Origin of the sequence: Paenibacillus sp. FSL W8-0186, assembly GCF_037969765.1 — a bacterium.
Classification (GTDB): domain Bacteria; phylum Bacillota; class Bacilli; order Paenibacillales; family Paenibacillaceae; genus Fontibacillus; species Fontibacillus woosongensis.
This window is the reverse complement of record NZ_CP150207.1, coordinates 4,433,406-4,445,561: the sequence shown is the minus strand read 5'-3', so window position 1 is coordinate 4,445,561 and position 12,156 is coordinate 4,433,406. Positions and strand designations below refer to the sequence as shown.

At 48.3% G+C, this 12,156-nt stretch carries 15 protein-coding genes; 13 read left to right on the top strand and 2 right to left on the bottom strand.

The window, feature by feature from the left end:
* The first annotated feature begins 10 nt into the window (after positions 1-10).
* Genes MKX50_RS19825 through MKX50_RS19815 form a run of 3 tightly spaced genes read left to right on the top strand, consistent with a single transcriptional unit; the run spans position 11 to position 2,189 of the window.
* A complete protein-coding gene (locus MKX50_RS19825; protein ID WP_213593436.1) occupies positions 11-475 on the top strand; it encodes a GAF domain-containing protein in 465 nt (154 codons plus the stop codon).
* Between the two features lie 20 nt (positions 476-495).
* On the top strand, positions 496-1,545 hold the full coding sequence (locus MKX50_RS19820; RefSeq protein ID WP_339160214.1) for an ATP-binding protein: 1,050 nt from the start codon (positions 496-498) through the stop codon (positions 1,543-1,545).
* Positions 1,542-2,189: a response regulator transcription factor gene (locus tag MKX50_RS19815; protein ID WP_339157632.1), complete on the top strand. Its 648-nt coding sequence runs from the start codon at positions 1,542-1,544 to the stop codon at positions 2,187-2,189. Before MKX50_RS19820 ends, MKX50_RS19815 begins: the two co-directional genes overlap by 4 nt.
* A 60-nt stretch (positions 2,190-2,249) precedes the next feature.
* On the opposite strand, the gene MKX50_RS19810 is transcribed toward MKX50_RS19815, so the two are convergent.
* Positions 2,250-3,230 carry an aldo/keto reductase gene (locus MKX50_RS19810; RefSeq protein ID WP_339157631.1) on the bottom strand — a complete coding sequence of 327 codons (981 nt, stop codon included), beginning with the start codon at positions 3,228-3,230 and terminating at the stop codon, positions 2,250-2,252.
* A gap of 246 nt (positions 3,231-3,476) precedes the next feature.
* Here MKX50_RS19810 and MKX50_RS19805 point away from each other — a divergent pair, with 246 nt between their 5' ends.
* From MKX50_RS19805 to MKX50_RS19765, 9 genes are all read left to right on the top strand, one after another.
* The gene (locus tag MKX50_RS19805; protein WP_339157630.1) at positions 3,477-4,967 is read left to right on the top strand and encodes an MFS transporter; all 1,491 of its coding nucleotides are present in this window, start codon (positions 3,477-3,479) and stop codon (positions 4,965-4,967) included.
* Positions 4,968-5,033: 66 nt separating this feature from the next.
* Positions 5,034-5,480: a molybdenum cofactor biosynthesis protein MoaE gene (locus MKX50_RS19800; RefSeq protein WP_339157629.1), complete on the top strand. Its 447-nt coding sequence runs from the start codon at positions 5,034-5,036 to the stop codon at positions 5,478-5,480.
* Positions 5,477-5,710 carry a molybdopterin converting factor subunit 1 gene (moaD, locus tag MKX50_RS19795; protein WP_213593443.1) on the top strand — a complete coding sequence of 78 codons (234 nt, stop codon included), beginning with the start codon at positions 5,477-5,479 and terminating at the stop codon, positions 5,708-5,710. The genes MKX50_RS19800 and moaD overlap by 4 nt, the downstream gene beginning before the upstream one ends.
* 52 nt (positions 5,711-5,762) lie before the next feature.
* Entirely contained in the window at positions 5,763-6,779 is a 1,017-nt protein-coding gene (gene moaA, locus MKX50_RS19790; RefSeq protein WP_213593445.1) for a GTP 3',8-cyclase MoaA, read from the top strand.
* 33 nt (positions 6,780-6,812) lie between these two features.
* Positions 6,813-7,538, top strand: a complete 726-nt coding sequence (locus MKX50_RS19785) for a YwiC-like family protein (protein WP_213593447.1) — start codon at positions 6,813-6,815, stop codon at positions 7,536-7,538.
* An 86-nt stretch (positions 7,539-7,624) separates the two neighbouring features.
* Positions 7,625-7,771: a hypothetical protein gene (locus MKX50_RS19780; protein WP_196427174.1), complete on the top strand. Its 147-nt coding sequence runs from the start codon at positions 7,625-7,627 to the stop codon at positions 7,769-7,771.
* An 81-nt stretch (positions 7,772-7,852) separates the two neighbouring features.
* Entirely contained in the window at positions 7,853-8,194 is a 342-nt protein-coding gene (locus tag MKX50_RS19775) for a general stress protein (protein ID WP_213593449.1), read from the top strand.
* 332 nt (positions 8,195-8,526) lie between these two features.
* Positions 8,527-9,096 carry an RNA 2',3'-cyclic phosphodiesterase gene (thpR, locus tag MKX50_RS19770; RefSeq protein ID WP_339157628.1) on the top strand — a complete coding sequence of 190 codons (570 nt, stop codon included), beginning with the start codon at positions 8,527-8,529 and terminating at the stop codon, positions 9,094-9,096.
* Positions 9,097-9,257: 161 nt separating this feature from the next.
* Complete coding sequence (locus MKX50_RS19765; protein ID WP_213593453.1) at positions 9,258-10,109, top strand: cell wall hydrolase; 852 nt, start codon at positions 9,258-9,260, stop codon at positions 10,107-10,109.
* Here MKX50_RS19765 and MKX50_RS19760 read toward each other — a convergent pair.
* Entirely contained in the window at positions 10,100-11,254 is a 1,155-nt protein-coding gene (locus tag MKX50_RS19760) for a glycosyltransferase (protein WP_339157627.1), read from the bottom strand. The two genes, MKX50_RS19765 and MKX50_RS19760, sit on opposite strands and share 10 nt — an antisense overlap.
* A gap of 296 nt (positions 11,255-11,550) precedes the next feature.
* Between MKX50_RS19760 and MKX50_RS19755 the strand changes: the two genes are divergently transcribed.
* The gene (locus tag MKX50_RS19755; protein WP_213593456.1) at positions 11,551-12,126 is read left to right on the top strand and encodes a TetR/AcrR family transcriptional regulator; all 576 of its coding nucleotides are present in this window, start codon (positions 11,551-11,553) and stop codon (positions 12,124-12,126) included.
* Positions 12,127-12,156 lie beyond the last annotated feature (30 nt).

Sequence of the window (12,156 nt, the reverse complement as noted above, 5' to 3'; positions counted from 1 at the left end):
TGGAAACAGGATGAAGGATGAACCGAATTTTGATTGTCAGCAAGCGATTGATTCCCTTCGGGGACGATTTGCTTTTGATTTTGTCTCGATTGCGCTAGTCCAGTCTGCAGCCGATCAATTTGTGCTGACCTGGCAGTACGCATCAGGCAATTTGAACGAACGCTACAGACGGATTGTACTGCATTCGGGCAAGGGAATCGCCGGTATGGTGTTCAAGACGGGAAAGCCGATGATCATTCAAAATATAGCCGAAGAACTCGATCCTAACGATTTGTTCAATTACCCGATTATCGTCGCGGAGCAGCTTCAAACCGTATGCGCTGTCCCGTTATGGAAGGAAAGCCGCGTGGATGGCGTATTGTTGGTAGGCTTTCGCGAAGGAAACCGGTTAACAACTGCCTTGCTCGATGAATTTAGGCAATATATAGACCCGTCATTCGGCCCCTATTTCACTAGAGAGCTGATAGAGGAGTGAGTCCTTTGCTCGATATCCCTATGTCTGAACTGCTAAGGAGCATGTATAAGAACAGCAGCGAGGCCATATTTTTCGTCAATTCAGAGGGAGAAATCCTCCATATGAACCCGGCCGCGGAGAATATCCTGGATCTGGATGTGATCGAACAGCTGCATAAGGGAGAAGCGGTCTCGATTTGCAATTCCTGTGCCGGCTATATGAGTGAAGAGGCGATGATCTCCTGTGTGAATTGCTTCTTGAGAAATACGAAGGAAGACTTCTCCTCCTTTCAAGTATATTTGAATACGCGGGGCAAAGGGCTCGTTCCCTATGCAGCAAGCTTTCATGTGATCGATGAGGCGGAAGGCATCCGCGTCTTCATGCTGCTTAACTTAACGAAGCAATACCGGACTCAGGAAATGCTGTACCAGACCAATATGACCAAATATGTGATCAAAGCGCAGGAGGACGAGCGCAAGCGGATTTCGCGCGAGCTGCACGATAGTGTTGCGCAGGAGCTGTTAAGCTCCCTCGTCGATTTGCGCGTTCTCAAATATATGAACGCCGATGAAGTCGTACTGAACAAATTACAGCAGACAGAAGCCTCATTAACCCGGCTGCTCGATGATATCCGGCGGCTGGCTGTGGAATTGCGTCCGGCGTCATTGGATGATTTCGGACTGAAGGCGGCCTTCCGCTCCCATTTCAAATGGCTGGAGAAAAACTACGGGCTGCTGATCGATTTTAAGGCTGAGCTATCCGCTGCAAGGTACAGCAATGAGATAGAGACTGTCGTCTACCGGATTTGTCAGGAAGCGGTGCTGAATGCGCTAAAATACGCGAATACAGATGAAATCCAGGTCAGGCTGTTCGAAGAGGACCGCGAGCTGCAGCTCATCGTACAGGATGCAGGCTCAGGCTTCCAGTTGAACACAAGGGACCCCAAAGGAACAGGGCTCGGCTTGTTTGGTATGCGGGAGCGTGCTGAGCTTGTGCATGGCCAATTGATTATTGTATCGGAGGTGGGCGTAGGGACAACGATCCATCTGCGTATTCCATTGTCGCCAAACGAAGGAGGGGATACGGAATGAAAATTGTCATCGCCGACGATCACGCCGTCGTTCGCAGCGGCTTCTCCATGATTCTGAATTATCAGCCCGACATGGAGGTCGTGGCTACGGCTGCGGATGGGATCGAGGCATATCAAATGGTTGCCAAGCATAATCCTGATGTCTTATTGATGGATTTGAGCATGCCTCCGGGCGAAAGCGGATTGATCGCGACAGGCAAGATCAGCAGCGATTATCCCGACACGAGAATATTGATTCTCACCATGTACGACGATGAGGAGTACTTGTTCCATGTACTCAAGAACGGGGCCGCGGGCTATGTGTTGAAAAATGCGCCGGACGAGGAGCTGCTGACAGCGATTCGCACTGTTCATCAGGGGGAAACGTATATTCATTCCAAGATGGCGACATCCCTTGTCAGGGAGTTCATTAAGAAGGACCAGGAATCCAGTGATTCCGACCCTTTTAATCTGCTAACCAAGCGGGAGATAGAAGTGCTGCCACTGGTCGCCAAAGGTTATGGGAACAAGGAAATTGCCGAGAAATTGTTCATTTCCGTCAAGACGGTGGAGGTGCACAAGGCGAAAATCATGGAGAAGCTGGGCTTAAAGAGCCGTCCGGAATTAGTGGAGTACGCCCTCAAGAAGAAGCTGATTGATTTTTAGCCAATAATTAAACCGCCCCGTAAGGGGCGGTTTAATATGCTGCCGGACTAAAAGTCAATATTACTCGTGTCCAACTATCCTGTGAGGTACATATGGTTCTTCTAACGATGCAATTTCCTCTGGTGTTAATGCAATAGAAAGGGCACCTATGGCATCTTCGAGATGAGACGTTTTCGTAGCACCGATAATAGGAGCTGTCACTGGTTCTTTTTGCAGCAGCCAGGCAAGTGCAATATGAATTCGAGGAACTCCGCGTTTTTCCGCGATTGCCGCAACCCGCTCTACAATTAATCGGTCACTGTCCGCCGTCGAATCATACTTAGATTTCTGAACTTGGTCGGTTTCGGAACGATGCGTTGTTTCCGACCAATCACGGGTCAATCTCCCCGATGCAAGAGGACTATATGGTGTTACACCTATTTTTTCCTCTCTACAAAGCGGCAGCATTTCCCTTTCCTCTTCACGGTATATAAGGTTTAAGTGATTTTGCATGGATATAAACCTTGTCCAACCATTTTTCTCCGCCACATACAATGACTTTTGAAACTGCCATGCATACATGGCTGAGGCACCTATGTATCTTGCCTTTCCCGCCTTTACAACATCATGCAAGGCTTCCATCGTTTCTTCGATGGGGGTATTGTAATCCCAACGGTGGATGATATAGAGATCTACATAATCGGTTCCCAGTCTTTTAAGGCTTTTATCAATTTCGCTAATGATTGCTTTTCGGGAAAGACCAGCCCCATTTGGACCTTCATGCATACGGCCATGTATCTTCGTTGCAAGTACAATCTCATCTCGATTGGCATAATCCTTCAATGCTCGTCCCAGAATTTCCTCACTTGTTCCCATCGAATATACATTAGCCGTGTCAAAAAAATTGATACCAAGCTCAAGTGCTTTCTTAATAATGGGGCGGCTCTGCTCTTCATTAAGTACCCATTGATGAATCCAACGCTCTGCTACACCAAAACTCATACAGCCAAGACAAAATCGAGATACATCCAAGCCGGTGTTTCCCAGTTTTACATATTCCATCAGACTGCCTCCTCACCATAAAGGAATCCCTTCATAAAAAGTATAGTCATTAGAGCTAACTCTAAGTCAAATAACACACCCGCTTGAATATCACAATAAAGGTTAACATAGCCAAATCTAAAATGCACAATATTTAGGGAATTCCTCTGCACGATCAGGGGATTTCCCTATTATTTTTCTCCGCGTATGGCATTTACAATAAGAGATGGGAATCAATAATTCAGTACGCAGGAATTAGGTGATCTGATGATTAGAAAAATGCAGCTGCCTTTGCAAACGATGAATTTAGTGCTTGGCTTTATGGTGTGGGTGATTATTTCGGCGCTCATTCCATTTATGAAAGAAGATATTCAAATTCCAGCGGAAAAGCTGGCAATTCTCACGGCGATCCCCGTTGTACTAGGGTCGGTTCTACGAATCCCTTTCGGGTATTACGCCAATGTATTCGGAGCCCGTATCGTCTTCTCGGTCAGCTTCGTTCTGCTGCTGTTCCCGGTATTCTATATAAGTGCAGCCTCTACGTTTATCGATTTGGTCATCGGCGGTTTGTTTCTGGGGATTGGCGGCGCCGTATTCTCAGTGGGTGTAACGTCTTTGCCGAAGTACTATCCGAAAGAACGGCATGGGCTGGTCAACGGCGTCTACGGGATTGGCAATCTGGGTACGGCGATTACTACGTTCGCTGCGCCGGTCATCGCAACGCAAGTTGGCTGGTCTTTGACCGTAAAGCTCTATCTTGTTCTGCTATTGATTTTTATCGCATTAAATATACTGTTTGGAGACCGAAAGGAAGTTAAAGTAAAGACCCCGATTATGGATGAAATCAAGGCGGTCTATAAAAGCGATAAGCTGTGGCTGTTCTCGCTTTTTTACTTCCTTACCTTCGGTTCTTTTGTGGCCTTCACCGTATACTTGCCTAATTTCCTGGTCTCTCACTTTGCACTGGAGAAAGTGGATGCAGGGATGCGGACGGCCGGATTTATCGCTCTGGCTACGTTTATGCGTCCGGTCGGCGGATGGCTTGGCGACAAGTTCAAACCGTTAATTCTATTGATGGGTATTTTTCTGGGGCTGACGCTTTCCGGAATATTGTTGGCATTCTCGCCTTCAATCGGGCTATATACCGTAGGCAGTCTAACTATAGCGGTTTGTGCAGGGCTGGGAAATGGCGTTATATTTAAGCTTGTCCCGCAATACTTCAACAAGCAGGCGGGAACCGTGAATGGGATCGTATCGATGATGGGTGGTCTAGGGGGCTTCTTCCCGCCGCTCATGCTCTCTATGATTTATTCCATGACCGGACAGTACTCCATCGGGTTTATGGCTTTATCCCAAGTTGCTTTGGCAAGCTTGATTCTGGTCATATGGATGTATTATCAGGATCGGCTGGTCATGTCCAGCAAAGTGTTCCGCTATACGGGGCAAGGCATTCTAGTTACCGATTCCAAGGGAAGGATTAGAAGCGTAAATCCGGCGTTTACCAAGCTGACGGGGTATGCCGAGGATGAGGTTGTTGGCCATAAGCCGAGTATTTTAAAATCAGGAAGGCAATCCAAACCATTCTACGAGGAAATGTGGAGGACAATTAGAGAAACAGGCCAATGGCAAGGAGAGATTTGGAACCGCCGGAAGAACGGAGAGGAATACCTGGAATTTCTGACTATCAATGCAGTTAAGGACGATTCCGGGGAAGTCGTCCACTACGTTGGGTTGTTCAGTGATATTAGTATATCGTGAAATAAGGGCGACTGGTCAATTCGGCCGGTTGCTCTTCCCTATTTTGGCGTATAAGGTGGCTGTATAATGAAAAGGTATGAGATTGTTGACGGGCCTATCTATATTCAGAATGCTATTGATTTGGTACTGCATCCAGGTGCAGGCGCCATAACGACGTTTACGGGGCATGTAAGGGAATGGACACACGGCGTCAGAACGTTATACTTGGCTTATGAAGCTTATGCTCCGATGGCGGAAAGAAAGCTGGCGCAAATCGGCGCCGAAATTGAAGAGAAATGGCCGGGTACGCGTGTGGCGATGGCCCATCGCATCGGTGAATTGCATATTTCCGATATTGCCGTTGTCATTGCCGTATCGTCGCCGCATCGGAAGGCGGCTTACGAGGCCAATGAATATGCGATTGAACGCATCAAAGAAATGGTGCCGATCTGGAAGAAGGAAATATGGGAAGATGGTGAAGAATGGATCGGAAATCAGAGGAAGAAGCCTGAACGAGGGGGGAGTGCGGAATGATACGAGTGCTCTATTTTGCAGGTCTTCGCGATTTGACGGGGAAAGCGGAGGAACTCATTGACCGCCCGGAGTGGACGGTGCGGGAGCTTATGGACTGGGCTAAAGCGGTTTACCCGGAATTTAATCATCGAACCGTATTTGTTGCTGTCAATGAAGAGTATGCTCAGCAAGAGCATGTCATTCTAGCGGGGGACACGATTGCTATGATTCCGCCGGTGAGCGGCGGTTGACCGAAGCAGCAATATAGGATTTGCAGGGAGAATAGAGAGGGGCAAATGTGAAATGACTACTGAACCTATCCGCGACCAACTGAATCGGCCTATCCGCGATTTGCGCATTTCAGTAACGGATCGCTGTAATTTTCGCTGCACCTACTGTATGCCCAAGGAAATTTTCGGAGACGATTATCCATTTCTGCCCAAAAACGAGCTGCTGACGCTGGAAGAAATCTGCGATGTTGCGCAATTGTTTGCTTCGCTTGGTGTGAAGAAGATTCGGTTAACAGGCGGGGAACCTTTGCTGCGCAGAAATTTACCGGAACTCGTTGGCAGGCTGGTGAATATGGAAGGGATTGAGGATATCGGTCTGACTACAAACGGCCTGCTCCTGAAGCAGTATGGCCAAGCGTTGTATGATCAGGGTCTCCGAAGAGTGAATATTAGTCTGGATGCCCTAAATCCGGAGCTGTTTGCATATATGAATGGGCGCGGAATTAAACCGGCTGCTATTCTCGACAATATCGAGCATGCTAGACAGCTAGGCTTTCAAATCAAGGTGAATATGGTAGTGCAAAAAGGTGTAAACGATCAGGAGATTCTCCCTATGGCCGCCTACTTCAAAGAGAAGGGGATTACGCTATGCTTCATCGAATTTATGGATGTGGGCAACGATAACGACTGGAGTCTGAAACGCGTTGTAACCAAGAGAGACATCTATGATAGATTGAGCAGGGTGTACGAGCTGGAAGCCCTGGAGCCGCATTATTTCGGTGAGGTGGCGCAGAGATATCGATATAAGGACGGCGAAGCCGAGATCGGCTTTATTACCTCGGTGTCGGAGTCGTTCTGTTCGACCTGCACACGTGCAAGACTGTCATCGGAAGGGAAGTTCTATACCTGTCTGTTCGCCTCACAGGGGTTTGATTTGCGTGAGCTGCTACGGGGAGGCGCATCCAAGGACGAGCTGCTGACAGCTATTCGGAGTGTCTGGGAGCAGCGGAGCGACCGTTATTCGGATGAACGAACGGAGCAGCGGGTCCGGCAGCGCAAGAAAATCAATATGTCCTATATTGGCGGTTAAAAGAAATGCAATGAGGAGAAGAGGTCTAGGCGAGTGAAGAAGCAGGGGATCGTAATCCCCCATGAACATGGGGGCTGGGCCATGGTCAGCGTTCCATTCGTGATCGGAATGATGGCGGGGCGGCCGCAGTGGATGCATCTGCCGCTATTTCTGGCATGGCTCTTGCTATACTTATCGTCGTATCCGTTTCTGCAATCGGTCAAGCGCAAAAAAGAGCGCAGGCGCTTGATCACTTGGGGCGTGATTTATAGTGCCATTGCGCTGGTGTGTCTGATACCGGTTCTGCTCAGCTTCCCGAAGCTGTTCTATTTCGGGCCGATATTGCTAGTCCTGCTGATGGTCAATTTATGGCATGTGAAGCAAAAATCAGAGAGGGCTGTGTTAAATGATCTGTGCGCTGTTCTGATCTTCTCGATCGGCGGGGCCGCCGCCTATTGGCTTGGCGGGGGCGGATGGGATCGCACGATGCTGCTGGTTGTTGTGTTCAACGTGTTTTTTTTCATGGGCAGCGTATTCTTTGTGAAGTCTGTATTCCGTGAGCGAACCAATAGGCGCTGGATCGCATGCGCTAAAGGATTTCACGTACTCTTGCTAATCATTCCCTGGTTGCTGGGCTTGCCGTGGATGATGATTGCCTATTTGTTTCCTTTGGTCCGTACTATGGCTTATGCGGGAAAAACTTTGCGTCCCATGAAAGTGGGAATCATAGAAATTATCAGTTCTGTCCAATATTTGCTGCTTACGATTGCTGTGCTCTAGGCATGCTTGCTGTTTCGTTGATCTCTCGGCGGGTTAATTTGTACCGTCAACGCAAATCGTATCGATAGATAAGGAGAGAACGCGAAATGAAACCCAATTTGCAAACCAAAGAACTGGATCATAAATTTAAAAAAATTACGGTGACCGTAAATGGAGAATCGCTAGGTTACGACATCTTGCTGGATAATGTCACCTATGTTCCGGTTGCCAAATCGTATATCATCCGCCGCTGATGTTTTGATTTCTTTAGAGCGGGTAATACAATACCGTACCCGATGCGGTACCTTACAAATACGATAAGGAGTGAACCAACCATGGCTAACAACAATCGTGACGGTAAGATGAGCTTGGAGGAAGCAGGACGCAAAGGCGGCGAGGCAACAGCCCGCAATCATGACAAGGAGTTCTATCAGGAGATTGGCAAGAAGGGTGGCGAAGCTACCGCTAAGAACCATGATAAGGAGTTCTATCAGGAGATCGGACGCAAAGGCGGAGAAGCTACCGCAAAAAATCATGACAGAGAATTCTATCAGGAGATCGGGCAAAAAGGCGGAGAAGCCCGCAGTAATTCCGATAATGATGATGGAAAGATGAGCCGTGAGGAAGCAGGCCGTAAAGGCGGGGAAGCCCGCGCTCGTCAGCGCAGAGACAAATAATAGGGTGCAATTTTTAGATCGAAAGATAGTTTATATATGAGTACGACATTGGCCTAGGGCCAAACAAGATGACCTCTGAACAGCTCAGAGGTCATCTTGTTGTTTTTTAGCACAGATTATATTTTAAAGCGTTCGATCATGGTGTGCAGCTTCTCAGATAATGTGATTTTGCGAGCTAATCCCATGCTGTAGTAGTTCTCCTATCATTAAATTTGTATGATTGATACATATAAATACATTATAAATCTGAAATGTTTGTTGAATAATAACGGCAAGTATGCAAATGTGACAAAAAAACAAATATTGAGAGTAAATTCACAAGGAGGATGAGCATGTCTGTGGAAGAGGAGAAATGGCGCCTGTTTGTTGCTGTGGCATTGCCGGAACCTGTCAAAAATCAGCTGCACGCCTGGTGCCTGGAGCGCCGCAAGGACTGGAAATTCCGTAAATGGGTGCATCCGGCGGATTATCATATTACCTTGCAATTTTTAGGAGATACGCCCGTTACTCAAGTTCAGGCCCTATTGGACGGTTTGCGGGAGGCTGCTTCTGAAGCCCGGCCCTTCCGGCTGGAAGCAGCCGGGGTTGGAGCCTTCGGGCGTCCGGATCAGCCTCGGGTACTGTGGTGCGGCGTAGATGGCGATGTAGACGCTCTCCGCCATCTTCACAGCCGCGTTATTGCGGTGAACTCCAGGCTGGGATATGTGCCAGAGGAGCGGCCATATGCCCCGCATATTACACTGGCCCGCAAATTTTCAGAGGGAGAAAAACTGCGCGAGCCGCTGGCAAATAAAGGATTATCCTTTGGAGATTGGACAAATGACACCATTATGTTGTATCGTACTAGGGTAACCGTAAGTCCGATGTATGAGGTAGTAGGGATCGTATCCATGCGGAAATGAATCCCATGTTTCTCCGTTAGCTGTAGAACTTTAATAAGGAGAGCCTTCCCTTTCGGAAGGCTCTTTATGTCGAATAATTAAGAGATATTATTCAAAACCTCTTTTTTCGGTTACATAGTTGAAGGAGTCATTTCAGAGATATTGTAATTGTAGGAGGCCATATGTATATTTTCAGACAGAATCGTTACGTCGCGCTTTTGATTAGTGCTATTCTAGTATGTTCAGGGTCGATTTCTTTATTATGGGGCCGCATGGATAATAGTGAGAATCGTGCTCGGCCGATCGAGCTTTCATCAAATAGTATTTCCGCAATCGTAAAACAGCAGGATCGGAATCTCCTTGCCGCAACAACTGACGCATCCCTGTCTCAGGAGAGGCGTATTTATCGACCCATTGTGCCGCTAATTTCCATGCTGCCGATGAAGAAGCAAAGTGAAACCAAGGCAAGTCAGCCATATCAGCTTTTGTTTACACGCCATTGGATTGCAGCGGAGCAGGCTCTGGTGCAAGAGAATACGGCGAAGGCTGAGGCGTCTGCACAAGCAGCAGAAGCAATAGATATGTCTCATCCCCCCAACCAAATATACTTCACCCGGACAGAACTACTTAGTCAGGCAGACAAGGATCAGGCAACCTGGCACTACGTTCTGACGGATGAAGAGCTGCATCTCCTTCATAAAATTGTGATGGCAGAGGCAGAGGGCGAACCGTACGAAGGCAAGGTGGCAGTTGCCAACGTTGTCTTAAACCGGCTGCGGTCCGCCAATTACCCCGACACGATTAAGGAAGTTATATATCAAAAATCGCAATTTAGTCCTGTGCAGAACGGAAGAATGGATCGTGTTACACCGAACGAGGATTCTATTCGTGCTGTAACGGAAGCTTTGCATGGACGCAAGGAGGTGTCCGACGACACCTATTATTTCCTGGCGTTATCTTTGGCTACGGATTTAACGGTCGCTCATACGAAGAGTAAATCGAAGGAAATCGGGAATCATACTTTCTATAAATAAGCATATCCGAGCTCAGGTTGAATGGAATTTTCCCGGAGTAGCTTAATCACGTTCTTGGCGCAGCAATCCGGCTCATAGGCTTGAGGGCGAAGCTGGCTAATTTTGTCATGAAGCAATGTGTTGCGCGAAGGATTCGTAATCGCAGAGAACCATTGATCGATAATCTTGGGAGAAGACATATCTATGCCGTATCCGTGGCTGACGAAATATTCGCGGTTCTTCTCCTCCTGACCAGGAATCGATTCAAAGAACAGCATGGGTATGCCTTTAGCCAGTCCCTCGGTACATGTCATGCCGCCGGGCTTCGTAATCAGGATATCGGAGGCATCCATCCATTTGCTGACTTCATGGGTGTGCCCGATGATCGTAATATTCTCGTGCATCATCTCCGGACAAGCGCGCAGCTTCTCTGTCAGTTTGCCGTTGCTGCCAGTGCAGCAAATGATTTGTACCTTGTCGCGCCAGGCGATGAGTTTGTCGATAAGCTCTTCCTTGAAGTGCAGTCCCCATCCGCCGCCCATGACGAGAACGGTAGGCATTTGCTTGATACCGAGATCTCTTCTGGCGGATGCTTTGTCCTGGATGCTCCAGAAATTGGGATGAACGGGAATTCCGGTGACCTGGATGGTATCCGGGTTGACCCCACGCTGCTGAAGCAATGTTTTAACTTCTAGTGTGGACACGAGATATTGATTCACCTCAGGACTAATCCAGGCGCCGTGGGCGTCGTAGTCCGTAATCAGGGTATACAGCGGTATGCGAAGGCCTGACGCACGGAGTCTCGCGACGACAGCATTTGGGATCGGATGCGTGCAGACGATGACATCCGGCTGAAGCTGTCCGATTACCTCGGATGCATGCTGATAGAACATTTTATGCAGGGCCAGCCGGGTTAACCGCCCGACTGGCTTTTCGTATTTTTTCCGGTAGAGCATTCCGACCAGGGAAGGGCTCGTATTAACGGTAACCCGGTAAGCAGACAAAATCCATGGGGCGATAATCGGATTAAGGAAAGAGCCCAGCTCCATCACCTTCGTCATTGCGTCCGGCCACAGCTTTCGGATGCCGGCAGCCAGTGCATGACCGGCTTGGGTATGACCGCTTCCGAACCCCTCCGATAGAATCAGCACTCGTTTTTTGGACATGTTATCACCTGCTTTAAGAATAGATCCGTCCCGAGCGGGGCGGTTATTTGCGTGTCTAAATAGCTTCGTAATGTTAATACCTGGTTATAGTTTATAAGGTTGCGGCCGGAAACAAAAGAGTCTGCAGACTGGCTGGCAGCTGGACTTAAGTCGGGGAATAAGCTGCCGCCAAAAAAAAGGTTGCAAAGCAATAATCGAAGTGCTAAAGTGAAAAATGACCGAATGACCGAAAATGATTTTTGGTCATTTTTGAAGCGGTGACCGGTATAAACATTACTTTAAAGGAGGTGATGATCATGGCAATAGACCGCAGACAGCAGGTGATCGAGGCGGCGGAGAAATCCTTTGCTTTGTTCGGCTACAAGGCAACGACGATGGATCAAGTAGCTAAAATCGCGAATGTGGGGAAAGGGACGATTTACACTTTTTTTACGAATAAGGAAGAGCTCTTTGATGAAATACTCCGATCGGTCATTATGGAAATGAAACGGATCACCGAGACAGAGGTGAGGGAGGATAAATCCTTCTTCGAGAACGTATACCACTCCATGGACCTGCTCCTGGAATTCAGGAGCGAGCATGAACTGCTGATCAAGCTATTTCAGGAGGTGCGCGATTTCGGCACGCCGCAGGCTCGCGAAGGCTTACAGCGGATCGAGGATGAAATACTCCGCTATCTGGAGAGCAAGGTGGCGCGTGCTGCCCAGCGCGGAGAAATTCGGGCGCTCGATCCGAAGGTTGTTTCCTTCGTGATGTTTAAGCTGTATATTGCGCTCACCTCGGAATGGAACAAGCGGGAGGAGCCGTTAAGCAAGGAGCAAATTAAAGAATTTGTCCGCATGTTCCTGGCAGGAGGGCTATCCCCGGAGTAAACGATAGAGCCACGCATAGACAGATAAATA

Bases quoted from the DNA above. Each gene is read 5' to 3' on its own strand.
- MKX50_RS19780 (WP_196427174.1), top strand. From the start codon at position 7,625: ATGAAACCCAATTTGCAAACCAAAGAACTGGATCATAAATTTAAAAAA.
- MKX50_RS19800 (WP_339157629.1), top strand. From the start codon at position 5,034: ATGAAAAGGTATGAGATTGTTGACGGGCCTATCTATATTCAGAATGCT.
- MKX50_RS19805 (WP_339157630.1), top strand. From the start codon at position 3,477: ATGATTAGAAAAATGCAGCTGCCTTTGCAAACGATGAATTTAGTGCTT.
- MKX50_RS19825 (WP_213593436.1), top strand. From the start codon at position 11: ATGAAGGATGAACCGAATTTTGATTGTCAGCAAGCGATTGATTCCCTT.
- MKX50_RS19820 (WP_339160214.1), top strand. From the start codon at position 496: ATGTCTGAACTGCTAAGGAGCATGTATAAGAACAGCAGCGAGGCCATA.
- moaD (WP_213593443.1), top strand. From the start codon at position 5,477: ATGATACGAGTGCTCTATTTTGCAGGTCTTCGCGATTTGACGGGGAAA.
- MKX50_RS19810 (WP_339157631.1), bottom strand. From the start codon at position 3,230: ATGGAATATGTAAAACTGGGAAACACCGGCTTGGATGTATCTCGATTT.
- MKX50_RS19760 (WP_339157627.1), bottom strand. From the start codon at position 11,254: ATGTCCAAAAAACGAGTGCTGATTCTATCGGAGGGGTTCGGAAGCGGT.
- moaA (WP_213593445.1), top strand. From the start codon at position 5,763: ATGACTACTGAACCTATCCGCGACCAACTGAATCGGCCTATCCGCGAT.
- thpR (WP_339157628.1), top strand. From the start codon at position 8,527: ATGTCTGTGGAAGAGGAGAAATGGCGCCTGTTTGTTGCTGTGGCATTG.
- MKX50_RS19815 (WP_339157632.1), top strand. From the start codon at position 1,542: ATGAAAATTGTCATCGCCGACGATCACGCCGTCGTTCGCAGCGGCTTC.
- MKX50_RS19765 (WP_213593453.1), top strand. From the start codon at position 9,258: ATGTATATTTTCAGACAGAATCGTTACGTCGCGCTTTTGATTAGTGCT.
- MKX50_RS19755 (WP_213593456.1), top strand. From the start codon at position 11,551: ATGGCAATAGACCGCAGACAGCAGGTGATCGAGGCGGCGGAGAAATCC.
- MKX50_RS19775 (WP_213593449.1), top strand. From the start codon at position 7,853: ATGGCTAACAACAATCGTGACGGTAAGATGAGCTTGGAGGAAGCAGGA.